Source organism: Mesorhizobium sp. WSM4816 (genome assembly GCF_055811535.1).
In genome coordinates this window covers 21,291-46,728 of record NZ_JBVVQR010000040.1, presented here as the reverse complement: position 1 = coordinate 46,728, position 25,438 = coordinate 21,291, and the positions used below count along the sequence as shown (strand labels likewise).

Genomic DNA, 25,438 nt, shown 5'->3' with positions numbered 1-25,438 from the left:
TCCTTCCGGTTGGGACCGCCTTTGTGGCGTCCATGTCGTGTTGGTGCGGCCCGGAGAGAAAAGGTTCACGCGTCGGTTCAAGAAAATTCGCAGCCCCTGACGCGTTCTGCGTGCTCCGGCTCCCGCTGCTGAGATTCGATCCTACAGCCGCTTGACAAGGGAGCGGCTCAGAACCGTCGAACAATTCGGCGATCGGCCAGTCAAAGACCCGGATCGAGATGACGGTCCCGTGCCGGTGCCGCCGAGGCCGTGCCGGGCTGCGCCGATCGGAATCACGATGCCGTGACGGCGTTTTTGGCGCTTGGCAAATCACCATCGAGAGGGCATTCTCTGCGCCGTCTCAGGCAGCTTTCTTGATTTGATCAAACTCTTTAAATCCACGGAGTTGCCAAATGCCCCAAATAGCAACAAGCGAAGCTTTTTCCGAACTGTCGGCGACCGAAGCTGCGCCCGACCACAGCGCCCTTAAGGCCATCCGAGAAACCAGGGGATACAGCATGGAAGAGCTGTCCCTGACGTGCGGACTGTCGGTCGATGAGATCGCCGACATCGAGAACGGCAGGAATGCCGATTTGTCGAAGCTCAGGCGAATAGCCTCTGCGCTCCGGCTTCCGGAAAGCGCGCTGATCGATACGGCCGCGCTGACACAATCCGTGGAAAATCCAAGACCCGTCTCATAGCAGCGACGCCAGAGGATCAAGCCAACAAGCGAGGTGTGTTCTGGATTTGAAGTTCCTGAATGCTGACGACATCCACCAGAGCAGGAACTTCAAATCCACCATGCCGGGCATCGGCGTGATGGCCGCCGAATTCGGTTGACCCGAACCGGGTTATCACGATACATCGCGACCGGTCCGGAGTGTAGCGCAGCCCGGTAGCGCACTTGACTGGGGGTCAAGGGGTCGTCGGTTCGAATCCGGCCACTCCGACCAAATAAGCCCTTAGAACCCTAAGGCTTATTTGAAATCCGGGGAAACTAGCTGAGCCGCGAAAACGAGAAATTGGGCCTTTCTGGGCCCTTTCCTTTTCTGGGCCGTGCCAATCTGGGGCCATGTCGCCCGAATCGCGCCGTGAACGGGCCGACGATCGGCTGCCAAGCGCTGATCGACAGGCTCGGATCAATCGCGGATCGATGCATCAGGATCTGGTCGGGCTGTTTGGCTGCTCAAAATGCAAGGCCGAAGGCAGCGACCGCCGCCCGGTGTTCTTCACGTTCATTCCCGACGACAAAAGCCAGCAGCGAGAGCGGCACCGCACCTGGAAGCGGACCTTCGAAAGTGAAGGGCTCGAAACGCGGGAACCTTTCATCCGCGAGCCGCTTTGTGTGCATGTCCCAAGCCGTGCAACCACCCATATTGCCAAAGGGTAGCCCAGATCGGGACGTCAACTGTGAAGTCGCCTTGGAAGCCGCATTTGCAGCCTTGGTGACTGCCTCGGAAGCGAAGGGGTGGACGCCGCGCGAAACGGCTGCAGCCCTACTGAAAATCGCAACGGAGCATGCCCAGCGGTTCAGGCTTGTGCCGGCTGAGCCGCCAAGGTGGCGAACGCGAAGAGGTATGTTCATCGCGTGTGCCACGCTCGTGTTTTTGCTGTGTTCAGCCATCGTTGGTGGGTTGCTTAGATGACGATCAACGCCCCCGGATACGGCCGTTGCCGCGGTCGTAGTGATGGCGTTGCCGCCTATACGTTAGATTGCGCAACGCTCGCCTAAGTTCATCCGGCCAGCGCCATGCCGACGGCTATGCCTATGCCCATCACCAGCCCTGCAGCGAGTTCCCGCCATGTTCGACGGCAATGGGTAAGACCACCACTCGCTACGCCCACGTGCTGGACTCCGACCATTTTCAAGACTTAGACTTGCCCCAGAAAATCCATCATGCTCCAGCCGCCGGCGAACACAGCGCCGCCGGCCGCAACTGCCGCTGATGGCGGTGTTCGAGAGCGATCGCGCCCCAGATCAGCCCGAGCAGCAGATAGACGTGGCGCCAGTGATCGATGTCGATGAAGGTGCCCAGCGCGATATTGCCAATGAAGGCGACATAGGCGCACAGAAGGTAGGGCTGCCACGGCCTGTCACGCAGGAGAATGCGGAAGCCGGCTGCCATCGTCCAGCAGGTCAGCGTCAGGAACGAGACGAAGCCGAGCCAGCCATAGTCCATCAGCATTTTCAGCCAGATGTTGTGTGTGTCTTCGCCGAAAATCGTGCCGAAGACGAGCGGGCCGATGCCGAGCGGATGCTCCAGCGCCATCTGGAAACCGAAGATATAGCGGGCGAAACGGCCGAGGCGGGCGGTGTCGTAGCTTTGTTCCAGCTGGGCGCGGCTGGAGAACATTTCCGAGACGCCCGGCAGCTGCAGGATGACGAGCATCGCGATGACCAGCAGCGAAATGGCGGCGATGGTCATGACGACGACACGCAGCCGGAATTTTCCGCTGGCGCTCTGCAGGAACAGGGCGCCGGTGAGCAGGATCGCCGAAACGCCGAACATGCCCCAGGCGCCGCGCGAGAACGAGAAGAAAATCCCGGCGGTGATGATCAGCAGCGGCATCGCCAGCAACGGCATGCGTGAGACGGGGCCGGTCAGCAGGAGATGGAGCAGGTAGATGCCGGGCAGCACCAGGAACGGCCCGAACACGTTCGGATCCTGGAAGGCGCCGGTGGCGCGGTCGTATCTGGTGAAGATCTCCGCCCCCGGGAAGGCATGGAAATAGCCTGATATCCCGAGCAGCGAGGTCAGCACCGCCGACATCACATAGGCCCGGAAGATCACCCGGTAGAGATTTGGCTGGACCGATGTCACCGAGGCGAAGAACACCGCGGTAAACGCCAAGAACAGCGACACGGCGAGATAGAGCGGGGTGCCGGCAATATCCGACATCTGGGTCATCGCGATCATGCCGCCGATGTTCATGACCACCAGCAGCACCAGCAGCGGCGCCGCCGCGCGCGATATGCGCAGGCCGAACAGGGCCCACACCGCCATCAGCGCGACCATATAGAGGTCGTATGGCGCCGGCTCGGCGATGACGAAGCCGGACAGGAAGACGCCGAGGAAAACCGCGCCCGACGCAATCAGCGCGATCAGCTTGGCGTTGACCGCGGCCGGCGACAGTTCATGCGCGACTGCGCTCAATAGGCATTTTCCGTATTGAGCAGCCGGATCGGTGTCAGGAACAGGATCCTCAGATCGAACAGCAGCGACCAGTTCTCGATATAATAGAGGTCGTACTCCGTCCGCATGCGGATCTTCTCGTTGGTATCCATCTCGCCGCGCCAGCCATTGATCTGCGCCCAGCCGGTGACGCCGGGCTTGACCTTGTGGCGTGCGAAATAGCCGTCGACCACCTCATTATAGAGAAGGTTGTGCGACTGGGCGGCAATGGCGTGCGGGCGCGGGCCGACCAGCGACAGCGAACCGAAAAGCGAATTGAAGAACTGCGGCAACTCGTCGATCGAGGTCTTGCGGATGAAGCGGCCGACGCGGGTGACGCGCGGGTCGTTCCTGGTCACCGTCTGCCTGGCGGTCGGGTCGGCCTTGTCGGTGTACATCGAACGGAACTTGTAGACCTCGATGATTTCGTTGTTGAAGCCATGCCGCTTCTGGTGGAACAGCACCGGTCCCTGGCTGTCGAGTTTGATGGCGATCGCGGTCGCCAGCATGACCGGCGAGAACACGATGATGCCGATGATCGAGAAGACGATGTCGAAGGCGCGCTTGGCGACCGAATCCCAGTCGTTGATCGGCCTGTCGAAGATGTCGAGCATCGGCACCGAGCCGATGTAGGAATAGGCGCGCGGCCGGAATCGCAGCGCGTTCGAATGCGCCGAGAGCCGGATGTCGACAGGCAGCACCCACAGCTTCTTCAAAAGCTGCAGGACGCGCGATTCGGCGGTCAGCGGCAGCGACACGATCAGCATGTCGATGCGGGCGATGCGGGCGAACTCGATGAGCTCGGAAACGGTGCCGAGCTTTGGATAGCCGGCGACGATGGGCGGCGAGCGCTTGTCGCCGCGGTCGTCGAAGATGCCGCAGATGCGGATGTCGTTGTAGGGCTGCTTTTCGACGGAGCGGATCAGGACTTCCGCCGCCGTGCCGCCGCCGACGATGACGGCGCGGCGCTCCATGCGCCCGTCGCGCGCCCAGCGCCGGATCAGCTTCGACATCAGCAGTCTCAGGCCGAAGATCAGCATGAAGCCGACGACGAACCAGGTGCCGAAAACCAGGCGCGAATAGTCTTGCGACATTTTCATGGCGAATGCCGTCAGCGCCATCAAGGCGAAGGTGCCGGCCCAGGCCATCAGCAGACGGCCGAAATTGGCGAGCGGCCGCATAAACGAGACGATCTGGTAGCAGTCGGTGACGTCGAGCAGCACCACGGCGAGGGACGAAGCGGCGGCGATCGCCAGCGGATATTGCCAGGCGAGATGGTTGAAGAAGCCGACATAGTAAAAATAGATGCACAGGCCCGACAGGAACAGCAGTGCGAATTCGACCATCCGCAAGACGCCGCTGACCATGATCGGCGACATGGTGTCGCGCCGGTATTGCGACGCGACCTGACGGGCGACGTCGTTCATGCCGCCGGGGCTATCGTCAGCGGCCGGGCCGTTGAAATTGCGCACCGCGTCTTTCGAAAAGCGGCGTTTGGGATCGAAGTCGCTCATGATGCATCCGCAAAGCTTCACGCAAGGGAATAGCGAAATAGAGCTAAGAAACCCTTGAAACAACAAATAGGTTTTGGAGAAGCTTTGAGGTCAGCGCCGTTTTGGGGTTAGCGCCCATTTCGGGTTAGCGCTTGAGCGCCGCGAAATAGGCCGTCTCGATCGCGGCGGCCATCACGTCGGCGCCGAATCGCGCCTTGAGGTCGGCGGTATCGGGCATCAGCCTGCCATAGGCATCGGGGTCGGCCAGCGCCGCGCTCATCTTGTCGGCAAGCTCGCGCGGATCGGGCCGGATCAGGGCAGGGGAGCCGGCGCCAAGAATTTCCGGGATGCCGCCGACGCCGGTGGCGATCATCGATTTGCCGGCGGCGAGCGTCTCCAGCACGATGTAGGGCATGGCTTCCGCGCGCGAGGGCACGACAACCAGTTCGGCCAACTCGAAGGCCTTGCGCGCCGGCATCGGCGGCAGGAAGCGCATATGGCCTTCGAGCCCGAGCCGCTTCACTTGCGCATGGTAGCGCGGCAGGTCGTCGCCGTCGCCGACCATCACCGCATTCACCGGGCGGCCGAGCCGCGTTCCGGCAAGAACCAGCGCATCGATGAAGATGTCCGGTCCCTTGAGGTCGCGCATCATGCCGATATAGAGGGCATCGGCCGCATTCGGTTCGGTTCGCACCGGCTCGAACTCGGCGGCGCTCAGTCCATTGTAGACAAGGTTGTTCGGGATCGGCGGTTCGCCGACCTTCCTGCGATAGGTCCGCCTTTCATAGTCGGAGACAAACAGAAGATAGTCGGTGAAGCGCGCCATGAACCGCTCGAGCGCGAAGAACAGCTTCCCCGTGGCGGTGGTCTCGTCATAGTGAAGAGAGCCGCCGTGCGGCGAATAAAGGCGGGCGACGCGAAACCTTGATACCCGCAACAATGAGCCGAACAGGCGGGCATAGGCGCCGCCCTTGGCGCCGTGCCCGTGGAGCACGTCCGGCCGCAATTCCTTGATGATCCCAAATGTGCGCCAGGCCGAGGCGAGGTCGCCGGGTCCGACATGCCGCTGCATCGGCGTGCGATGGATGCCGAGCGCCATTATGCCCTTCATCTGTTCGAACAGATGTTCCTCGAAGTCGCCGCCCGTCGTCGAATCGCAGACGATGCCGACGGCATGCCCGGCGGCGACCTGCGCCTCGGTCAGGTCGCGCACGTGACGAAAAATCCCCCCGACAGGTGAGCGAAAGCAGTGGACGATCCTGAGTGTGTCCGCCACGTGGTCTAGAACAGGCGTTCGCGAACATAGACCGTGTCGCCGGGCAGAAGCGGGTCGGAGGTGGCAACGCGACCGGTCATGACCTTGCCGTTGATGTCGCGGGTGATGTCGACGCTTCCCTGGTTGGCGCGCGGGCTGAAACCGCCGGCGATGGCAATCGCCTTTTGCACGGTCAGGCCGGGAACATAGGAGTACTGGCCCGCAGCACCGACTTCGCCCATGATGAAAATCGGCCGGTAGCGGTCGATCTCGACCGAAACGTCCGGATCACGGAGATAACCCTGGCGTAATTTATCGGCGATTTCGCCTTCGAGTTGCTGTGCGGTGTGGCCGCGCGCCGGCACGGCGCCGACCAGCGGGATGGACAGATAGCCGGATTGGTCGACACTGTAGACGTTGGTCAATCCTTCCTGCTCGAACACGGTGACGCGGACCCGGTCGCCGGCGCCGAGGCGATAAGGCTGATCGAGCATTTTATGAAAGGCGGCCGGCGCCGGCCGGTAGCTGGAGCAACCGGCAAGCAATGACACGGCGAGCAGCGCACGGAACAGGGGAGCAGTGCTTTTCATGACCGGACATGTACCTTCGACTGGCCGCCGCTGCACCGCGGCAAACTCTGGAGATCGAGGCCCGTTATCGTCCGGTTAGGGTTAATGGCCGGTAAAGGCGGGCGGCCGAAGCGACGGCAACCGACAACAGGCGGCCGGTTCCGGTGCGTTTAGCTGCCGCGTGCGCGTAAAACCTGACAGGTTGCTTACCGCAATATTAACGGCTGAGTTACCATATTTGTTTACGGTGTATACTGACTAAAATACCGGAGCAGGATGCATGTCCGTTCAATCCGCGGCCGCAGATATCGACGTCGATCTCAGGCAGCTCTTCGCCAGCCTTGCGAGGAATTGGCTGCGCATTCTTGTCGTCGCGCTTGTCGTAACCGGCCTGGCGTTCGCGCTCACCTGGCTCGCCACGCCGCATTACCGGGCCGAAACCCGGCTTTTGATCGAAACGCGCGAATCGGTCTACACGCGCCCCGACGGCACCAATGACAACGACAAGCCTATACTCGACGAGGAAGGCGTGACCAGCCAGGTCGAGGTCATTTCTTCGACCGACATCCTCAAGCAGGTGGCGCAGAAGCTTGATTTGTCGCGGCTGCCCGAGTTCGACGAGACGGCGGATATGCCGGCGTTGAGCCGTCTGCTTGTCGTCGCCGGCCTGAAAAGCGACCCCAACGAGATTCCGCCGGAAGAACGCGTGCTGACGAGGATGCGTGAGAAGCTCAACGTCTATCGCATTGAAAAATCCCGCGTTATCGTCATCGAATTCTCCTCGGAAGATCCTCGGCTCGCCGCCGCAATCCCGAACGCCATCGCCGACGCCTACATCTCCGTCCAGGGCAATGCCAATATCGAATCGAATTCCGCCGCAACCGACTGGCTTGCGCCGGAGATCGCCGACCTGTCGAAGCGGGTGAAGGATGCCGAGGCCAAGGTGGCAAGCTACCGCGCCCAGTCCGATCTTCTGATGGGCGGCAACAATTCAGTGCTCGCCACGCAACAGCTTTCCGAACTGTCCAGCGAATTGTCGCGGGTGCGGGCCAATCGCGCCTCGGCGGCAGCGACTGCCGACAGCGTGCGCAGGGCGCTGCAGAATGGCGGCTCGCTGGATGCGGTACCGGAGGTGCTGTCGTCCGGACTGATCCAGCGGCTGCGCGAGCGGCAGGTCGAGCTCAAGACCAACATCGCCGACCTTTCCACCTCCTTGCTCGACAATCATCCGCGAATCCGGGCGCTGAGGTCGCAGCTTGCCGATCTCGACCGCCAGATCCGCAACGAGGCGGAAAAGATCATGACAGGGCTGATGACGCAGGCGCAGACCGCCCAGGCCCGCGAAAACCAGCTTGTCGCCGACGTCAACACGCTGAAGGCCGCATCGGCGCGCGCCGGCGACCAGCAGGTCGAACTGGACGCGCTGCAGCGCGAAGCGACCGCCCAGCGCCAGCTGCTCGAAACCTATCTCACCCGTTATCGTGAGGCGTCCTCGCGCAAGGACAGCAACTATCCGCCGGTCGACGCCCGTGTCTTTTCCCGCGCGGTGGCGCCGTCCCAACCCTATTATCCAAAAATCCTGCCGATCATCGGTGCGGCCTTCGTCGGCTCGCTGCTGGTCATGGCGATCGTGACGCTTCTGCAAGAGCTGTTTTCGGGTCGCGCCATGCGGCCGGCCGCCGGCGCCCGCTTCGAGCGGATCGAACAGGTCGCGATGCCGGTTGCCCACGAACCGCCCAATCACGAACCGTCCGATCACGAACCGCCCGATCACGAGCCACCCAATCAGGAACCGGCCGATATCGAAGACCTTGGGGACCGGACGGCGGAAGTCCAGGCAGAGCCGCAAGCGGCTGCCGCGGCGCCAGCAACTGGCCCGGCAACTGGTGACGACGTCGGGCCGGCGCGCCGCAGCCTTGGCGAGGTCGAAATCGACAAGGCGGTGGAGAAACTGATCACAAGCGGTGCGGCACGCGCCATATTCGTGTCGCCGGAAGGCGACGAGGCGGCCGCCTCGGCGGTGCTGGTGGCGCGTGAGGTTTCCGACACAGGCCTGCGCGTGCTCCTGCTCGATCTCACCGCTTCGGGCGCCGCTTCGCGGCCGACGCTGGACAGCAGGCTTTTCCCGGGCATCACCGATCTGCTCGCCTCCGAAGCGCAGTTCAGCGACGTGATCCATGCCGATCTCTATTCGGACTGCCACGTCATTCCCGTCGGCAACGCCGATCCGGTTCGCGCCATGCGCGCCGCCGACCGGCTGCCGATCATCATGCAGTCGCTGACCACCGCCTACGATCTGGTCGTGGTCGAATGCGGACCCACCGACGCGCAAGGCATCAGCCGCCTTGTCGGCGAGGGCACAGAAGTCTTCCTGTCGCTGCTGGAGCCGAACGACGAGGTGGCGCAGGCCGCGGTCGAGCTGATCGAGAGCGGCTATCCCGACCTGACGCTGGTGACGCCGGTCGGCCATCAGACGCCAGGGACGCCGCTACCCGGACGGCGCTCCGCCGCCTGAGACAGTTCGATAATTCTCTTGAACGTTGTCGACCAGAGTTTGCAGCAGTGGCGGCAATAGCGCGCTCTTGCCTTCTCCCCTTGTGAGGCATTCGCGCAGGTTGGCGCCGCCCCTCATCTGCCTGCCGGCATCTTCTCCCCGTATAGGGACGGGGAGAAGGGCGCCTGCGCAAAGGATTTCGCCAATATCCGGCGCTGCAAAAAACGCGCCGAGGGTGGGGCCAGCCCCTTCTCCCCGTTCACGGGGAGAAGATGCCGGCAGGCAGATGAGGGGCGGCGCCGACATCGACAGTTAATCTCAAGTGGTGCCAGCTGCATCGCCGGCTCAGCGTTCAGCTGTCGTCCTCTGCTGGCACAGCCTGTCCGGCCGTCTTGCGGCGCAGCATCTTGGTCAGCTTCCAGATCGTCGGGCTGTTCTTGACGAAGGCTTTCAGGCGTGCGCCCTGCCGCAGGACAAACACCAGCGCGCGGCCTTTTGTCGTCAGCGGAACCAGGACCTCGAAATGCCGGGTTTCGATATCGCACCACAGCCGCTTGTAGGGTTCGTCGCCGACCGAGAAATCGTAGACATCGAACCCCTTCTCGCAGGCTTCCTCGATATTGTCGAAGAACAGGAAGTCGCCGGGGCTGGCATGGGCGAGGTCGTCGTCGGCGATCGCTCCGAATTCGCAGATCAGGCGTTTTCCCGAGCGGCTCGATCCGGTGACGGCGCGAAGCTTGCCGGCGACTTCGAGCCCATGCAGCACGAAGGACGGCGTGTCGTCGGAGAGCGCTTCGACGAACAAGGCGCGGAAGAAAGCACGAACCTGTGGCTCGCCGAAGACGTTGGCGATGCCCATCTTGCGAAAGCGGAACTCCTTCATCTCGAAAAACGCATCGAGCAGCCTGTTCACCTCGTCCGCCGTCCGGGCCTCGATGCGGCGGTGGCTGCCGACGGCCCCAAACTTGCGCGCCTGCGAGCGGTGCCTCTTGCGCCTGCGCTTGCCGCTGGCGCGGGAGAGCAGGGCATCAAAACCTCCCGCCAGGTCGACGGCCAGCGACAGGTTGGGGCTGGGAAAATGCGGGAGGGACAGAAGCGGATTGGCAACGCGGTCGAGATCGGGCAGCAGCCGTTCCAGCGAGACGAGGTCGATGTCCGGCCGCGCCCTGGCGATCGCCGCCAGCATCGAGCGGATCGCCGCGCCATCCGCCCTGGTCAGCCAGGACGGGTCGGCGGCGGCGAAATTGCCGTTGGCATGGCGGCCGCCCATGAAACGGGCGACGCGTAACGGACCGCGGCTGGTGACTTCCAGCGCCAACAAAAAAACCGGCCGGCCGTCAGCGCTCAGCGTCGCCAAGACGGTGTCCGCTTCGGCATGTCTGGCCCAGTTCAGGATCCAGGCCGGGCTCTGCGCCGGCGCGAACAGCGCCGAACCGCAGAACTCGGCATAGGCCGCAAGTGCCGCACCGTCGGCGACCGACACCGACAGGCCGGCATGATCCGCAGGCACCGCGCGCGGCGCCGCCTGCATGGCCTCGAGCCGATTGCCGTCAAATGACGCGATGGCGTCAACCATACCTCAATCCTTTAGGGCGTATTCACCGCGATTGGGGCGCGCATAGGCGCATTTCGTGCTTGGATGAGCCTAGGCGCAAAAGGTGAATGAATGATCGACGGGGGTGAGGCAATCCGGAAGCTGGCGCTCAACGTCGTGCGCTATACCGGTCTTGCCCCGCTGGCCAAGCCGTTCGTCGGCGGCATCGGCGCCATCCTGATGCTGCATCGGGTAACCGCCACGCCGGAAAAGCCTGATAGCGTCAACCGGCATCTCAACATCGCGCCTGAGTTCCTCGACGCTGTCATCGCCGACATGAAGGCGCACGGCTATGCATTCGTCACCCTGGACGAGGCGATCAAGCGCATCAAGGCCGGCGGCAAGGGTGGCCAGTTCGCGGCGATCACCGCCGACGACGCCTATCGCGACAACATGACCGAGGCGCTGCCGGTGCTGGAAAAGCACGGCGCGCCGATCACCATCTATGTCGCGCCGGGGCTGATAAACGGCGCCGCCGATCTATGGTGGGAGGTGGTCGAGGACATCGTCAGCGCGCGCAACCGGCTGGTTTTGACGACACCGAACGGTCCGGTGACGATCGACTGCTCGACCTCGGGCAAGAAAATCCAGGCCTTTGCGCGCCTGCACGATTATCTGACGCTGGAGGTCCGCGAGGAGGACCAGCGCGCGGTGCTGCGCGAATTGGCGCGGTCGAACGGTATCGAGTCGGGCGCGCGCCAGAACCTGTTGATGAACTGGGACGAGATCCGCGCCATGGCAGGGCATCCGCTGGTGACGATCGGCGCGCACACCGTCAATCATCGCAATCTGAAGCGGCTTTCCGAAGCCGATGCTCGGCACGAGGTCGACGACGTCAGGCGCATATTGCAGGCCGAGCTTGGCGAGGCGCCGCGCCATTTCGCCTATCCCTATGGCTATGCCAGCGCCGTTGGCGACCGCGAAGTCGGCTTTGCCCGCGATGCCGGCTATGCCTCGGCGGTGACGACACGCCACGGCGTGCTGCGTGCCGAACATGCCGGCTTCCTGCACGCGCTGCCGCGTATTTCGGTCAACGGTCGCTATCAGAGCGTTGCCCATATCCGCACGATGCTGTCGGGCGTGACGACGCCGCTGGCCAACGCCGGCAAGATGCTCGTCACCATCTAGTGGTCTGACACTCTGGTGGACGGCAACCCCTTGCGGGCCATCCCTGATGGGAGGTCAAGGGAACGTCGTGACCCCTTGCTGTCCTTCCCTTCAGGGAGTTGGAAAGGCCTGAACGGGGGTGGAAAGCGGACATAAGACAGATGCATAACCGATGTAGGGCGTCGAAGGCTGAACATCATTCCCTTAGGCTATTGAGTCGGGCTACCCGGAAGGCCGGCGCGCGCAAGGTCTGCGGCGGCTTGATCGAGAATGGAAGGGTCTCGGAAGTTCCAGGCCTGCCGCCACGACTGGATCGTCACACCCGGGGTAGACTTGAGCATCTTCTCGACGGCAGCGCGAGCGTCTGCTTGGCGCCCAAGACGCATATAGGCGATGGCGAGTTGTAACGGAGCGTCGGCGAATTCCGTGGTCTTCAGGACCTCAACTGCCTCTTCGTTCTTACCAAGCACGATAAAGATGAAACCTCGCACGTAGTTGAAGAACCAGGACAACCCCGGATCCCGCGCGGCTGCAGCGTCGGTCAGTTCCAGCGCCTTTTCGGGTTGACCGGCTTGTAAGAAAATACTTCCTGCATCCGTGAGGGTGAAGGCATTATAGGGTGCCGCCGCGATGGCTTTGTTCATTTCCGCAACGGCCCTATCATGGTCCCCCTTGACCGTCAGAAGCCACGCGTGGAGCCAGTGCGCCAATCTCGCCACCTGCGGGCTTAGGTTCTTGTTTGAAAGAACCTGGTTTACGAGTCGCTCCGCCTCCTGAAGATCAGCCTGCGGGTCAGAACTGTAAAACAGCGCAACTTTCAACCAGTGAGACCACCCCAACTCCACGGTTAACAGGGGAGAGCCGGGGAAAACCTGCAGCCCGTCGCGCGAAATCTCACCTGAACGCTCGATACCTTCCTTCGTGTAGAGGTTCAGCTGGCTTTCCGCGCGCAGGTAGTAGTCGTATTCAGCCAAGTTAGTGCTGTCCTTGCCCCAGGCCTGACTGTAGTCCGATTTGCGAATGGCTCCGAATTCGCCCGTCATCGCCCCCACAATCTTGCCGGTCAACTCATCCTGAAGCGCCCATGGGTCGGATCCGGCCTTGTCGAAGCGGTCTGCCCAGACATGGTCCCCCGTATTGGCGTTGATGAGTTGCGCAACGATCCGCACCCTATTGCCTTCCTTGCGCACGCTGCCTTCGAGGACATAGCCAACGTCCAGCTCTTTGCCGATCTGACGGATATCGCCTTCCTTGCCCTGGTAAGCAAAGGACGAGGTTCGCGATACGACCGCGATGTCAGAAAAGCGCGAGAGGATCGCGATGACGTCGTTCGCCACTCCTTCTCCCAAGTAGCCTAGACTCTTGTCGGCACTCAGATCCTTGAATGGAAGGACGGCGACAGACGGGATCGTACTGGATCCCCCTGAAGAGGACATTGTTAGCGGATGGTACAGCGCCACCCATATAGCCACCACGGCCACCACGGTCGCTGCCGGGACGCCAAGTGCCCGCCATAGTCGGCTTGTCCCGCGCTTGTGCAGAATGCGTCGGCGTGGCGGGGCGTCGATGCGCACGTGATAGACATCGACAAGCTCTTCGATGTTCTTGACCTTCTGCTGCCCAACCGGGTCGAAGGTAAACGCGAGCTTATTCTCCACCTCCTTCGCCACCTTGCCTGATACGCAGATCCCACCCGGGGACGCGAGTTGCTCCAGCCTGGCCGCGACGTTGACGCCTTCGCCATAGCGGTCGTCGCCGTCCACGATGACTTCGCCAATGTTGATGCCGATGCGGACGTTGAACCTGTCCTCCTCAGCTACAGAGGCGTTGCGATCTGCCATTCCGCGCTGGAGAGACACGGCACATTCGACAGCGTCAACCACGCTTCCGAACTCCGCGAGGAGGCCATCGCCCATGAGCTTGAAGATCCGCCCATGATGCCGCGCAATCTCGGGCTCAAAAAGCTCGGTGCGTCGCGCTCGTAGGCGGTCAAAGGTACCCGCTTCGTCTTGCTCCATAAGTGCGGAGTATCCGACCACGTCGGCGGCCAGGATTGCAGATAATCGGCGCTCCATGTCTTAGCTCCCAACATGAATTCCGCGCCAAACACTGTACATGACTTTGCCGCATGTTTCACGCGGCTACAGAGTTGATCACCAAAAGCGTGGTCTACTGGTTGCATGACTCGTTTACGACAACCACAATTCGCTCACGCTTACTTCGCTTGTGTTCTCGGCCACCGTCGCTGCGGCCTCTGTACCTGCGCTATGAATGTCCGCCTAAGGGTCGGATCGCGAAGTTCCCCGCCGCATTAGCGGATGTCCTAAGATGGCGCCGCCGGCGCGTTCCGATTGGCGACACGGAAGGCAGAAAACCACCCTGAGTTTCCTCGGGCGTCAGGCTTTCACCGCGGCGGCGAGCGAGCCTCAGTTCTTCGGCCGCGGCGGCTCCAGGATCAGCCATTTGATGATGCCCATGGCCGGCAGCACCCAGAGCATGCCGCTGAGCAGGAAGAACAGGAAATGCGCCCACGGTCCCGATTCCGCCAGTTGCGCAACCGCCACGATCGATGCCACCAGCGCATAGACGATGACCAGCGCCACCAGCAAGATTGTTCCGATCAGCTTTTTCAGGCGAATGGGCATTTCGCGATCCGGTTGATCCCTATCGCTTAGGCCCAACGGAAGAGGCACGCAACAGCCAAGAAGTGGCGCGACGGCGTGCCGCGCTGTCCGGTCTTGCCAGTTGGATTGCGATGGTTCACCAATCCGCGACTGCAACCTGCCGGGACAATACCATGGCTGCCATATTAGCTGCCGCGCCTTTCGTGGCCCGCGACCGCGACCTGCGTAACCGGGCGCTGGTGCGCGGCTGGCTCTACGTCGTGCTCCTGGTGCTGTTTGTGCTGGTGCTGGTCGGCGGCGCCACCAGGCTCACCGAATCCGGCCTTTCGATCACCGAATGGAAGCCGATCCACGGCATCATCCCGCCGCTCAACGACGCCGAATGGCAGGAGGAATTCCAGCGCTACCAGCAGATCCCGCAATATGCCGAGCTCAACAAGGGCATGAGCCTCGAAGCGTTCAAGTCGATCTTCTGGTGGGAATGGTTGCACCGGATCCTGGCGCGCGGTGTCGGCGTGGTTTTTGCCGTGCCGCTGGTGTTTTTCTGGGCGACGCGCCGCATCGAACGCGGCCTTGGGCCGAAACTGTTGGGCATTCTTCTTCTCGGCGGCCTGCAGGGCGCGATCGGCTGGTGGATGGTGGCGTCCGGGCTGGTCGACCGGGTCTCCGTCAGCCAGTACCGGCTGGCGACGCATCTGACGCTGGCCGCACTGATCTTCACCGCGACCATGGTGGTCGCGCGTGGATTGGCCCCGCATTCCGAGCCCGCGACCGACCGCTCGACCCAGCGTCTGGCCAGCTTTCTGGTGCTGCTGGCGCTGATCCAGATCTATTTCGGCGGGCTGGTCGCCGGGCTCGATGCCGGCCTGAGCTACAACACCTGGCCGCTGATGGACGGCAAGCTCATCCCCGGCGACCTGTTGATCCTCGAGCCGGCATGGCACAACTTCTTCGAGAGCCCGAAGACGGTCCAGTTCATCCACCGGCTCGGGGCCTACGCGATGTCAGTCGCAGCACTTTGGCACATGATCGCGACCCACCGCCGCCAGCCCGGCACCACCCATGCGCGCCGCGCGACGCTGCTGTTTGTGCTGGTGCTGGTGCAGGCCCTGATCGGCATCGGCACGCTGCTGATGCAGGTGCCGCTGCACATGGCGCTGATGCATCAGGCTTTCGCGCTTGTCCTGCTGGGCTTTGCCGCAGCGCATTGGCGCGGCACCAAGGGCGCTTATCCCATGCCCAACCAGATCGCCGTCAGAGGCTGAGCCGCACCGTCCTGATCGCCGTGGCAATGGACAATTCGCGGCTTTCCTCGACCGCATTGCCGTCTTCATGATGCCATGACGCCGACAGGCAGCCATAGGCGATGGCGTGATCCAGGATGGCTGGCGGCGTCTGGCCGAGCGTCGTGGCGAAAATCTCGGCCATGTCGGCAATCCGCCGGGGATCACGGCAAAGCTCGTCGCGGTCGAGCGGGTTGTAGAACATGTTCGCCGCATCGAAGCCGGGATCGCCGAGAACGCCCTTCGGGTCGATCGCCAGCCAGCCGCGCGCTCCCAGCATGATGTTGTCGTGATGTAAATCGCCATGCAGCGGCAGCACGTCGACAGGATCGGCCAACAGCCGTTCCGCGGTCGCAGCCGCTTCGACATAAAGGGCCTTTTCGCCGGCGTCGCGATCGATCCTCGCGTTGTTGAACAGACTGGAAAACCGCACCCGCAGCGGCTGAAGGTCTGGCGGGGCAGGGTGGTCTGATGGCGAGAACAGTCTTGCCATCACTTCGGCCGCGATTGCTGTAGCGGCATTGTCGCCCTGCTCGGCGAGAACCTGTGACAGCAAGGTTTCACCGGCATATTCGAGCAGCATGCTGTGGCCGTCGCGGCCGAGCAGCCGCACCGCGCCTTCGCCGCGCCGCCAGGCGAGGAAATGCTCGCCGCGCAACTCGTCTTCGACGTCGTCGAAAGCCTTGAGAGCCTTGACGATCGCCGGCGAACCGTCCTCGCGAACAACCTTCCAGATGCGGCTGCTGAACGTCTCGGCAATCAGTTCTGGCGCGCTGATCTTCCAGCGGCCTGGGAATGCCGGAGCGTCCATTCAGTGCTTGAGGCCGAGCATCAGATCCATGTTCTGCACGGCAGCACCCGAGGCGCCCTTGCCGAGATTGTCGTAGACGGCGAACAGCAGCGCCTGGGCCCTGTCGTCGTTGGCGAAGACATGGAGCATCATCCGGTTGGTGCCGTTGTAGATTTCCGGATCGATCTCCGGCACGCGCTCCAGCTGCGCATAGGGCGCCACCTCGACCACGCCGCCATCGATGGCGGCGAAATGGTCGGCGATCGCCGCATGAAGCTCGGCGCCGGTCGGCACATAGTCGAGGCCGCCGAGCTGCAGCGGCACCACCGTGATCATGCCTTGCGCGAAATTGCCGACCGCCGGCTGCATGATCGGATCATGCGACAGCTTCGCATAGGTCCTGAGCTCCGGCACATGCTTGTGCTGCAGGGTCAGCCCGTAGGGCAGGAATTCCGACGCTTCCTCGCCCTTGGCGACATAGTCCTCGATCATCGGCCGGCCGCCGCCCGAATAGCCCGTAATGCCGTTGACGGTGACCGGAAAATCCGCCGGCAACAGCCCGGCCGCCACCAGCGGCCTCAGTGTCGCGATCGGCCCTTGCGGCCAGCAGCCTGGATTGGTGACGCGCTTAGCCGAAGCGATCTTGCGACCCTGAGCGTTGTCCATTTCGGCAAAACCATATTCCCACCCTTCTGCCACGCGATGCGCGGTCGAGGCGTCGATAACCCTTGTCGTGTCGTTGCTGATCAGCGAGACGCTTTCTTTCGCGGCTGCGTCCGGCAGGCACAGGATCGCGACATCGGCGGCGTTGAGGAACTCGGCTCTGGCCTCCGGTTCCTTGCGGCGCTCGGTCGGAATCGAGATGATCTCCAGGTCGCCGCGCTCGGCAAGCAGCGCCCTGATCTGGAGACCGGTGGTGCCGTGCTCGCCGTCGATGAAGATTTTCGGTTTCATTTGACTGCCTGAATTCCCTGATACTTCGAAATTATATGCCACTTGCCTGGTTCAATCCGGCAACAATGTGATTGCCGTTGTTCAGCTCTTCGAGCCGGGCCTTTCGTTCCGCCAGCAGCCCGAGATAGTGCATGGCCACCGTCGACCCGGCAATTGCCGTTATATCGGCGTGATCATAGGCCGGCGCAACCTCCACGACATCGGCGCCAACGATATCGAGCTGATTGATCTGGCGCAGCACCGACAGGATCTTTGCCGAGGACGGCCCGCCGGCGACCGGTGTGCCGGTGCCGGGCGCGAAGGCCGGGTCGAGGCAATCGATGTCGAAGGTGACGTAGGCCTTCTTGCCGCCGGTGCGGTCGACGATGGCATAGGCGATATCGGACGCGCGCATGTCCTCGATTTCGTGGCCGTACAGGATCTTGATGCCGAAGGTGTCAGGCGCATGGGTGCGGATGCCGATCTGGATCGAACGGTCGGGATCGATAATTCCCTCTTTGACCGCACGGCCGACGAAGGAGCCGTGATCGATGCGCTTGCCGTCGTCCGGCCAGGTGTCCTGGTGGGCGTCGAACTGCACCAGGGCCAGCGGACCGTGGATGGCGGCATGCGCCTTGAGCAGCGGCCAGGTGACGAAATGATCGCCGCCGAGCGATAGCAGGAAGGCGCCGGATTTCAGGATCTTTGCCGCCTCGCGCTCGATCGTCCCCGGCGTCTTCTGGTGGTTTCCGCTGTCGAGCAGGCAATCGCCATAGTCGACCACGGCGAGATGTTCGAACAGATCGCGTGAAAACGGATATTGCGGGTCGTTGTCGAGGATGGTCGAGGCGCGGCGAATCGCCTGCGGTCCGAAACGCGCGCCCGGCCGGTTGGTGACGGCGGCGTCGAAGGGGATGCCCCACACCACCGCGTCCGCGCCCTTCACGTCCTTGGTGTATTTGCGCCGCATGAACGACAGCGCGCCGGCATAGGTCGGCTCGAAGGACGCACCCGTCCTGGCCCGGGCGGTGAAGGCGTGGTCGATGTTGGTGTTCGGCATGAAGCGGTCTCCTGTGCATCGAGGCGCAACCTTATTGGATATAATTCCAGGAAATGCGACCCCTTCCGAGGGCCATGACCGTTCGAGCTCGGTCACAACTTCTTGCTTGCCAGGTGAGCCCGCATGGCCAACCCGGAATTTGCGTAGATTTGCATGAATACAACCAAAAGTAGCCAGCGGTCCTTGCGCGGGATGGTTGTCAGCCGGGGAACGCAGCAGATTTCAGCACGCCAAGCCGGCCACCGACCGCCAGGACGGCGGCATCGATCTCGGCAAGTCGAGATTGAAGAACAGCCGCTTCAGCCGGCATTGACCTGACTTTCCGGCATTTGCGAAGCCGGCTTCGTTCACTGGGCTGTCACGCGCGTCGGTTATCCGGGTTTGCATCCGGTAGGAGCGATTCTCATGCGAACGACCTGGCTGAAACTTGTGCTTGCCGCCGCCTCGGTGCTGTTCACTGGCTCGGCATTGGCTGGCGAAACACGCGCCAGGCAGATTCTTGACCGTTTCGAACACGCTAACCAATGGCGCGACCATGTCATGGTGGCGGCACACCGCGCCGGCAGCCTGCAGGCCCGCAAGACGCTGTTTGCGGAGAACTCGATCGCCGCCCTCGAGGCATCGATCGCGCTTGGCGCCGAAATCGTCGAGGTCGATGTCAGGCGCTCGAAGGACGGCCAGTTCGTCGTCATGCATGACAGCTGGCTCGACCGCACGACGAACTGCAAGGGCGAGGTGGTCAAGCGCACGCTGGCCGAACTCAAAACCTGCAGGCTGGTGATCGAAGGCACCGGCGCCGTCACCGACGAGCCGGTTTCTACGCTGCGCGAGATGCTGATGGCGACCAGGGACAGAATCCTCGTCAACATCGACAACAAGCTCGACGTCGACAGCCTGGCCGGCATGATCGCGGTGGCGCGTGACCTTGGCATGGCCGAACAGGTGATCGTCAAGGAGAACCTGTGGAATCCGGCCAGGATCACCACTGTCAAGGCAGCCATGGGCGCGATCGGCAGCGGTTTCCAATTCATGCCGATCATTGCCGACGACGCGGTTCGCGACGCCGGTTTTGCCGAGAAGGTCAGCAGCGCCTTTTCGCCGCGCGCGGTCGAGATGATCAACTGGCGGGACGGCGCCGAGACGCTGACCGAGACCGGCGGTCCGCTGTTCAGCCCGCGCATGCGCGCCGCGGCGATAAGGGGCGACTGGCACATCTGGGCCAATACCTACGCCATCGTCAACAAGCCGGGCGGCTTCCTCGCCGGCGGTCGCGGCGATGAACTGGCGGTGTTCGCCAGCCTACCGCGCGAGACCTACGGCTTCTGGGCCGAGCGCGGCGCCACCATCATCCAGACCGACGAGCCGAAAGCGGCGATCGACTGGCTGGCGGCAAACGGCTACCGCGTGCCATATTCGGATGAGGCACGCCCGGCGAATACGGCGAGCATCAATTAGTTCCTCTGCACAGAGGATTTGTTCTTTGAGTGACGCTGGCGATTAGCCACATCCCATCACACCTTCGTCATCCTAGGGCAAAGCAAGGAGCGAAGCGACGCGGCGCAGACCCTAGGATCCATGCCGTTGCCTCGGAGCGCTGCTGCGGTGCAGAACCTTTGATCGCGGAGGGACAGCGCCCAGGACAGCGCCCCTCTGTCAGAGGGGAGCACTGTCCCGCCAGCCCTGTCGATCAGGGCGAGATTGGCTCGTTGCCGCTTTCGCCAATCCTCAGGCCGCCATCGCCACGCCGTCCAGCTCCCTGACGGCATCCTCCGGCAGATCGAGTTCGGCCGCGGCGAGGTTCTCCCGCAAATGCGCAACGGAAGACGTGCCGGGGATGAGCAGGATGTTGGGCGCGCGACGGAGCAGCCAGGCGAGCGCGACCTGCATCGGCGTGGCGCCCAGGCGCTGAGCGACGCCGGACAGGGTAGACGACTGCAGCGGGTTGAAGCCGCCGAGCGGAAAGAACGGCACATAGGCGATACCGTCGTGGGCGAGTTGGTCGATCAAGGCATCGTCGCCCCGGTGCGCCAGATTGTATTGGTTCTGCACGCAGACGATCCTGGCGATCCGTCGCGCCTCTTCGATCTGTGCAGACGTGACATTGCTGAGCCCGATATGACGCACCAGGCCCTGTCGCTGAAGCTCGGCCAGCACAGTGAGCGGCGCCTCGATCGAGCCTTCGGCCGGGCCATGCGCGTCGAACATGATCCTGAGATTGACCACGTCGAGCACGTCGAGCCCGAGATTGCGCAGATTGTCGTGCACCGCCCGGGTCAGCTCTTCGGCCGAGAAGGCCGGCAGCCATGATCCGTCTTCGCCGCGCCGGGCGCCGATCTTGGTGACAATGACGAGGTCGTCGGAATAGGGCGCGAGCGCTTCACGGATGAGTAGATTGGTAACGTGCGGGCCGTAGAAATCGCTGGCGTCTATGTGATTGACCCCGCGCGCAACAGCTTCGCGCAGCACGGCCAATGCCGCGCCATGGTCCTTGGGCGGACCAAAGACGCCGGGTCCTGCGAGCTGCATGGCGCCGTAGCCGAGCCGCTTCACGGTGCGGTCGCCGAGAGTGAACGTGCCGGAAAGGTCAATGCTGGACATGGTCTATCTCCGTTCAGGTTGAGATAGGCGCTGTCCGATCTCACGATAATTGGGTACATTCCGCACGGGCTGTACGGAATGTCGAACAATGAAGATCGACCTCGGAGACCTCAACGCCTTCGTCGCCGTAGCGCGGGCCAAGGGTTTTCGCGATGCCGCCCGCGCCAGCGGCGGCAGTGCGTCGGGCTTGAGCGAGGCGGTGCGCCGCCTCGAGACGCAGCTCGGTGTCAGGCTGCTCAACCGGACGACCCGCAGCGTCGTCCTGACCGAAGCGGGCGCGAGCTTGCTGGCTCGGCTCGGCCCTGCCTTGACCGAGGTGGAATCGGCCCTCGACGTTGTGAATGGCTTCCGCGACAGGCCTGCAGGTACGTTGCGCCTCAACGTGCCGGTCAGCGCGGCCCGGCTGGTGCTGCCCAGCATCGTCCCGGGTTTTCTCGCTGCCTATCCTGGCATCCGGCTGGAGGTGATCGCCGAGGAGAGCTTTGTCGACGTCCTGGCGGCAGGCTGCGATGCCGGCATCCGTTACGACGAGCGGCTGGAACAGGACATGATCGCGGTGCCGATCGGACCGCGCCTGCAGTGCTTTGCCACCGCCGCCAGCCCTGCCTACCTTGATCGCCATGGCCGGCCGCAACACCCGCGCGATCTGCTCGGCCACGCTTGCCTGCGCGGCCGCTTCGCCAGCGGGGCGATGCCGCCATGGGAATTCGAGCGCGACGGCGAGGTGGTGCGGGTCGATCCGACGGGGCCGCTTCTCGTGACCCTGGGCGGAGCGGCCGATCTCGCCGTCGATGCAGCCATCGCCGGTACCGGCATTGTCAGCCTGTTCGAGGATTGGCTTCGCCCTTACTTTGAGAGCGGTGCGCTCGAACCCGTCCTCGAACCTTCGTGGCAGAGCTTCCCCGGGCCGTTCCTCTATTATCCCGGCCGGCGTCTCGTGCCGGCGCCGTTGCGGGCGTTTATCGACTTCATCAAGGTACCGGCCGATCGTTCCTAAATTTGGGCCAGGTTCACCAAAAGAAAAGGCCGCCCGGAGGCGGCCTTTTCGAATGTCTGAAGCTGCGCGGTGCTTAGCGCTTCGAGAACTGGAACGAGCGGCGGGCCTTCGCCTTGCCGTACTTCTTGCGCTCGACGACGCGGCTGTCGCGGGTCAGGAAGCCGCCCTTCTTGAGCACGCCGCGCAGCGCCGGCTCGTAATAGGTCAGCGCCTTGGAGATGCCGTGGCGCACGGCACCGGCCTGGCCGGAAAGGCCGCCGCCAATGACGGTGGCGACTATATCGTACTGGCCGGCGCGGTTGGCGGCGATGATCGGCTGGTTGAGGATCATCTGCAGGACCGGGCGCGCGAAATATTCGGCGAACACCTTGTCGTTGACGACGATCTTGCCGGAGCCGGGCTTCACCCAGACACGGGCGATGGCGTTCTTGCGCTTGCCGGTGGCATAGGCGCGGCCCGACTTGTCGAGCTTCTGGACGTGGACGGGTGCAGCCGGCTGCGTGTTGGTGTTGCCGGTGGCAGTTCCGAGTTCTGCGAGCGAGGAAAGCTCAGCCATTTTACGAAACCTTCTTGTTCTTGGCGTTCAGCTTGGCCACGTCGAGCGTGACGGGCTGCTGGGCGACATGCGGATGTTCCGTGCCTGCATAGACGCGGAGATTCTTCATCTGGCGACGGCCGAGCGGACCACGCGGGATCATGCGTTCGACGGCCTTCTCGACGACACGCTCGGGGAAACGGCCCTCGAGCAGCTGGCGCGCGGTGCGCTCCTTGATGCCGCCGGGGTGGCCGGTGTGCCAGTAATAGACCTTGTCGGTGAATTTCTTGCCGGTGAACACCACCTTGTCGGCATTGATGACGATGACGTTGTCGCCGTCGTCGACATGCGGGGTGAAGGTGGGCTTGTGTTTGCCGCGAAGATGGTTGGCGATGACAGTGGCGAGACGGCCGACGACGAGACCCTCGGCGTCGATCAGCACCCACTTCTTCACCACATCCGCAGGCTTCTGCGAAAAGGTTACCATGGATTGTTGCTTTCGGTTCGGACCTTCCCCATCGACGAACGACAAGGAAAGGCGTTTCTTGTTGCTTGGATTGACGCCGAGCGCTCGCCCGCCGCCAATAACAAAACGGCGGCCTTTGCGGGCCGCTGTTCCGTGAGGGCTTATAGGCGAGGGGAATTAGCCAGTCAAGTTGCATATCTGGCCACCTCTGAAGGATTGCCTTGCTAAATCAAGAGGTTAGTTTGAGGTATTATTATACCGCGTTTGACTCCGACAATTTGACTAGCGCCGTCCCGGAATAATCGCAGCCAGCAGCAGTTTGATCCCGACAGCGATCATGATCGTACCAGCCAGGCGTTCTTGCCAGACAAGAAAACCGGTGTAGCGTGCCAGCCAGTGGCCGACCGCGCCTGAGGCCAAGGCTACAGCTCCCAGGACCAGAAGGCCCGTAGCCTTCATGGTGCCCCCGAGCACGATAAATTGCATCGCCGGCGATCCTGTGGAGGAATGAACGAACTGCGGCAGTACTGCGAGCATGAAAACCAGTGCGGTAGGGTTGGTCAGGTTGCAGATCATGCCTTGCCGAAAGGCACCTGCCAAACCTCCCTCCTTGGCTGCGACGATGTTGGTTGTTTCCGCTCCCTTGCGCGTGAGCAAGAACTTCGTCCCGATTGCGATCAAGTACGCCGCTCCGAGCAGTTGCAGCAGGCCATACGCGACAGGCGAGGACGTGACCAGCGATGCAAGTCCCATTGCCAACAGCGGAATCTGGATCACGCCCGCGAAAACGCAGCCGGTCGCCGTTGCCAGTGCTGCCCGCCAACCCTGTCCGATACCGCGGCTGATCACCAGAAGCATGTCCGGCCCCGGACCGGACAGTTGGTAGCCGAGCACAGCGACCAGGAATGCCAAATAAGTGGGAAGTTCGGGCATGTTTTTGCAGACCTGATTGGACCTGCGAACGTGTTGTCCGACATTTCGTTCCGTGGAACGAGCGGAAACACGTATCCGTCCTGCAAATCAGGCCTGCGATTGAAAGCTCTTCTTCGGCGGGATCGAATAGGTTCCCGTCGCGTGCGCTACCGTGTGTCCGTCCGCTCCTGCGATGATGTCGATATCGAACACCATCAGGCTCTTACCCAGCTTCAGGATGCGGCAATGGCCGTCGATCGGGCCTGCCTCGGCTTTGCGGACGAAATTGATATTGAGATTGGTGGTGACCGAAAGCGCATCCGGCCCGGCATGCGAAAGTACGCAGACATAGCCGCCAATGTCGGCCAAAGTGAACAGCGACGGGCCGGAAACGGTTCCGCCGGGGCGCAAATGCCGCTCGTCGGCATTCAGGCGCACCGTGCAGCCGCCGGGAAACACCTCGATCGCCTCGTAGATGGTGAACTGGTCGTTGAGCTGCGGGTAGACGGTCTCCATCAGCGCGTTGACTTGCTCTGCTGTCAGCACCGGCTTGAGATTGTTTTGGGCAGGCATAAGCGGTTTCCTGTCTGTGGCGTCGGCATAGCCGGCGGTTTTCAAGGCGAGGGCGCTTGGCCGAGGCTGCGCCGCCGAGAAAACACGTCCTAAGGCTGTTCTTCAATCGGCAGCGTGCTAGTTCTTTTGTTCCATGGCCGGCGTATCCGATGCCGCCGGCCGATGAAGAGGTTGGAGACCATGGCCGAAATCGTCGCCATCAAGCCGGCTGTTGCCGAAGGTCCTGTTATCGCGAGACTGGACGAGGGCATCCTGCGCCTGACGCTCGCCAATCCGCCGGCCAATGCCCTGTCGCTGGCGGTCATGGCGGCGCTGATGGCGGAACTCGACCGCGCGAAATCAGACAGATCCGTCCGCGTCATCATTCTGGCTGCGGCCGGAAAAATGTTTTGCGCCGGACACGACCTCAAGGAAATGACCGCGCGCCGCGCCGACGCCGATTGTGGCAAGGCATTCTTCGAGGAGACGTTTTCCGCTTGCGCGGCACTGATGCAGGCGATCGTGCGCCATCCGAGGCCGGTCATCGCCGAGGTCGACGGTCTGGCAACGGCGGCCGGGGCGCAACTGGTGGCGAGCTGCGATCTCGCCATCGCCTCGCACGAGGCGACCTTCTGCACGCCGGGCGTCAATATCGGCCTGTTCTGCTCGACGCCGATGGTGGCGCTGTCACGCAACGTCTCGCGCAAGCATGCGATGGAGATGCTTTTGACCGGCGAGACCATCGATGCAGCGACGGCCAAGGAATTCGGTCTCATCAATCGCGTGGTGCCGCGCGAATATCTGAATCAGATTGTCACCAAATATGCGCAAACCATTGCTGCCAAATCGTCTTTGGTGGTCAAGACCGGCAAGGAAGCCTTTTACGCGCAGGCCGAGATGGGGCTGGCCGAGGCCTACGCCTATACCGGCCGCGTCATGGTCGACAACATGCTGGCGCGCGACGCAGAAGAAGGCATCGGCGCCTTCATCGGCAAGCGCAAGCCCGAATGGACGGACGACTAGA

At 62.7% G+C, this 25,438-nt stretch carries 24 protein-coding genes and 1 tRNA gene; 8 read left to right on the top strand and 17 right to left on the bottom strand.

The features are described from left to right. Window positions 1-340 precede the first annotated feature (340 nt). Complete coding sequence (locus AC0L3H_RS28315; protein WP_473587658.1) at window positions 341-499, bottom strand: hypothetical protein; 159 nt, start codon at window positions 497-499, stop codon at window positions 341-343. Here AC0L3H_RS28315 and AC0L3H_RS28310 point away from each other — a divergent pair. Beyond that, the gene (locus AC0L3H_RS28310) at window positions 498-680 is read left to right on the top strand and encodes a helix-turn-helix transcriptional regulator (RefSeq protein WP_366510174.1); all 183 of its coding nucleotides are present in this window, start codon (window positions 498-500) and stop codon (window positions 678-680) included. The two genes, AC0L3H_RS28315 and AC0L3H_RS28310, sit on opposite strands and share 2 nt — an antisense overlap. A gap of 175 nt (window positions 681-855) precedes the next feature. Beyond that, window positions 856-932: transfer RNA gene (locus AC0L3H_RS28305), tRNA-Pro, on the top strand. 233 nt (window positions 933-1,165) lie between these two features. Here the strand turns inward: AC0L3H_RS28305 and AC0L3H_RS28300 are convergent. From AC0L3H_RS28300 to AC0L3H_RS28280, 5 genes are all read right to left on the bottom strand, one after another. Further along, window positions 1,166-1,603 (bottom strand): hypothetical protein, encoded by a 438-nt coding sequence (locus AC0L3H_RS28300; RefSeq protein WP_473587657.1) that lies wholly within the window; start codon window positions 1,601-1,603, stop codon window positions 1,166-1,168. Between the two features lie 271 nt (window positions 1,604-1,874). Then, entirely contained in the window at window positions 1,875-3,134 is a 1,260-nt protein-coding gene (locus AC0L3H_RS28295; RefSeq protein ID WP_473587656.1) for an O-antigen ligase family protein, read from the bottom strand. Next, window positions 3,131-4,666, bottom strand: coding sequence for an undecaprenyl-phosphate glucose phosphotransferase (locus tag AC0L3H_RS28290; RefSeq protein ID WP_473587655.1), 1,536 nt, complete (start codon window positions 4,664-4,666; stop codon window positions 3,131-3,133). The genes AC0L3H_RS28295 and AC0L3H_RS28290 overlap by 4 nt, the downstream gene beginning before the upstream one ends. A gap of 124 nt (window positions 4,667-4,790) precedes the next feature. Continuing rightward, complete coding sequence (locus tag AC0L3H_RS28285) at window positions 4,791-5,921, bottom strand: glycosyltransferase family 4 protein (protein WP_128246696.1); 1,131 nt, start codon at window positions 5,919-5,921, stop codon at window positions 4,791-4,793. 5 nt (window positions 5,922-5,926) lie between these two features. Then, the gene (locus tag AC0L3H_RS28280; RefSeq protein ID WP_091591533.1) at window positions 5,927-6,490 is read right to left on the bottom strand and encodes a polysaccharide biosynthesis/export family protein; all 564 of its coding nucleotides are present in this window, start codon (window positions 6,488-6,490) and stop codon (window positions 5,927-5,929) included. A 259-nt stretch (window positions 6,491-6,749) separates the two neighbouring features. Between AC0L3H_RS28280 and AC0L3H_RS28275 the strand changes: the two genes are divergently transcribed. Beyond that, window positions 6,750-8,984: a GumC family protein gene (locus tag AC0L3H_RS28275; protein WP_473587654.1), complete on the top strand. Its 2,235-nt coding sequence runs from the start codon at window positions 6,750-6,752 to the stop codon at window positions 8,982-8,984. A 331-nt stretch (window positions 8,985-9,315) separates the two neighbouring features. On the opposite strand, the gene AC0L3H_RS28270 is transcribed toward AC0L3H_RS28275, so the two are convergent. Continuing rightward, entirely contained in the window at window positions 9,316-10,539 is a 1,224-nt protein-coding gene (locus AC0L3H_RS28270) for a GNAT family N-acetyltransferase (RefSeq protein ID WP_473587653.1), read from the bottom strand. 90 nt (window positions 10,540-10,629) lie between these two features. Between AC0L3H_RS28270 and AC0L3H_RS28265 the strand changes: the two genes are divergently transcribed. Continuing rightward, window positions 10,630-11,685 (top strand): polysaccharide deacetylase family protein, encoded by a 1,056-nt coding sequence (locus AC0L3H_RS28265; RefSeq protein ID WP_473587652.1) that lies wholly within the window; start codon window positions 10,630-10,632, stop codon window positions 11,683-11,685. A gap of 188 nt (window positions 11,686-11,873) precedes the next feature. On the opposite strand, the gene AC0L3H_RS28260 is transcribed toward AC0L3H_RS28265, so the two are convergent. Together AC0L3H_RS28260 and AC0L3H_RS28255 are read right to left on the bottom strand one after the other, a co-directional pair. Further along, window positions 11,874-13,739, bottom strand: a complete 1,866-nt coding sequence (locus tag AC0L3H_RS28260) for an adenylate/guanylate cyclase domain-containing protein (RefSeq protein WP_473587651.1) — start codon at window positions 13,737-13,739, stop codon at window positions 11,874-11,876. A gap of 351 nt (window positions 13,740-14,090) precedes the next feature. Next, complete coding sequence (locus tag AC0L3H_RS28255) at window positions 14,091-14,309, bottom strand: DUF2842 domain-containing protein (RefSeq protein WP_023798362.1); 219 nt, start codon at window positions 14,307-14,309, stop codon at window positions 14,091-14,093. Window positions 14,310-14,461: 152 nt separating this feature from the next. Here AC0L3H_RS28255 and AC0L3H_RS28250 point away from each other — a divergent pair, with 152 nt between their 5' ends. Beyond that, complete coding sequence (locus AC0L3H_RS28250; RefSeq protein ID WP_473587650.1) at window positions 14,462-15,553, top strand: COX15/CtaA family protein; 1,092 nt, start codon at window positions 14,462-14,464, stop codon at window positions 15,551-15,553. Here AC0L3H_RS28250 and AC0L3H_RS28245 read toward each other — a convergent pair. The 3 genes from AC0L3H_RS28245 to speB are packed head-to-tail and all read right to left on the bottom strand — an operon-like array spanning window position 15,543 to window position 18,354. Then, window positions 15,543-16,382 carry an aminoglycoside phosphotransferase family protein gene (locus AC0L3H_RS28245; protein WP_473587649.1) on the bottom strand — a complete coding sequence of 280 codons (840 nt, stop codon included), beginning with the start codon at window positions 16,380-16,382 and terminating at the stop codon, window positions 15,543-15,545. The genes AC0L3H_RS28250 and AC0L3H_RS28245 overlap by 11 nt on opposite strands. Further along, a complete protein-coding gene (argC, locus tag AC0L3H_RS28240; RefSeq protein ID WP_473587648.1) occupies window positions 16,383-17,315 on the bottom strand; it encodes an N-acetyl-gamma-glutamyl-phosphate reductase in 933 nt (310 codons plus the stop codon). It abuts the gene before it with no gap. A 31-nt stretch (window positions 17,316-17,346) separates the two neighbouring features. Then, window positions 17,347-18,354 carry an agmatinase gene (speB, locus tag AC0L3H_RS28235; RefSeq protein ID WP_473587647.1) on the bottom strand — a complete coding sequence of 336 codons (1,008 nt, stop codon included), beginning with the start codon at window positions 18,352-18,354 and terminating at the stop codon, window positions 17,347-17,349. 405 nt (window positions 18,355-18,759) lie between these two features. Here speB and AC0L3H_RS28230 point away from each other — a divergent pair, with 405 nt between their 5' ends. Then, complete coding sequence (locus AC0L3H_RS28230; protein ID WP_473587646.1) at window positions 18,760-19,809, top strand: glycerophosphodiester phosphodiesterase family protein; 1,050 nt, start codon at window positions 18,760-18,762, stop codon at window positions 19,807-19,809. Between the two features lie 270 nt (window positions 19,810-20,079). Here AC0L3H_RS28230 and AC0L3H_RS28225 read toward each other — a convergent pair whose 3' ends face one another. Then, complete coding sequence (locus AC0L3H_RS28225) at window positions 20,080-20,952, bottom strand: aldo/keto reductase family oxidoreductase (protein ID WP_473587645.1); 873 nt, start codon at window positions 20,950-20,952, stop codon at window positions 20,080-20,082. A gap of 88 nt (window positions 20,953-21,040) precedes the next feature. Here AC0L3H_RS28225 and AC0L3H_RS28220 point away from each other — a divergent pair, with 88 nt between their 5' ends. Then, a complete protein-coding gene (locus tag AC0L3H_RS28220) occupies window positions 21,041-21,949 on the top strand; it encodes a LysR family transcriptional regulator (RefSeq protein WP_473587644.1) in 909 nt (302 codons plus the stop codon). A 73-nt stretch (window positions 21,950-22,022) separates the two neighbouring features. Here AC0L3H_RS28220 and rpsI read toward each other — a convergent pair whose 3' ends face one another. The 4 genes from rpsI to AC0L3H_RS28200 form a co-directional block, all read right to left on the bottom strand. Further along, on the bottom strand, window positions 22,023-22,505 hold the full coding sequence (gene rpsI, locus AC0L3H_RS28215; RefSeq protein ID WP_027155304.1) for a 30S ribosomal protein S9: 483 nt from the start codon (window positions 22,503-22,505) through the stop codon (window positions 22,023-22,025). A gap of 1 nt (window position 22,506) precedes the next feature. After that, the gene (gene rplM / locus AC0L3H_RS28210; protein ID WP_287120404.1) at window positions 22,507-22,971 is read right to left on the bottom strand and encodes a 50S ribosomal protein L13; all 465 of its coding nucleotides are present in this window, start codon (window positions 22,969-22,971) and stop codon (window positions 22,507-22,509) included. Between the two features lie 261 nt (window positions 22,972-23,232). Then, window positions 23,233-23,883, bottom strand: coding sequence for a LysE family translocator (locus AC0L3H_RS28205; RefSeq protein ID WP_473587643.1), 651 nt, complete (start codon window positions 23,881-23,883; stop codon window positions 23,233-23,235). 87 nt (window positions 23,884-23,970) lie between these two features. Next, window positions 23,971-24,435 carry a PaaI family thioesterase gene (locus AC0L3H_RS28200; protein WP_473587642.1) on the bottom strand — a complete coding sequence of 155 codons (465 nt, stop codon included), beginning with the start codon at window positions 24,433-24,435 and terminating at the stop codon, window positions 23,971-23,973. Window positions 24,436-24,615: 180 nt separating this feature from the next. On the opposite strand from AC0L3H_RS28200, the gene AC0L3H_RS28195 reads away from it, so the two are divergent. After that, a complete protein-coding gene (locus tag AC0L3H_RS28195) occupies window positions 24,616-25,437 on the top strand; it encodes an enoyl-CoA hydratase (RefSeq protein ID WP_473587641.1) in 822 nt (273 codons plus the stop codon). The last annotated feature ends 1 nt before the right edge of the window (window position 25,438 follow it).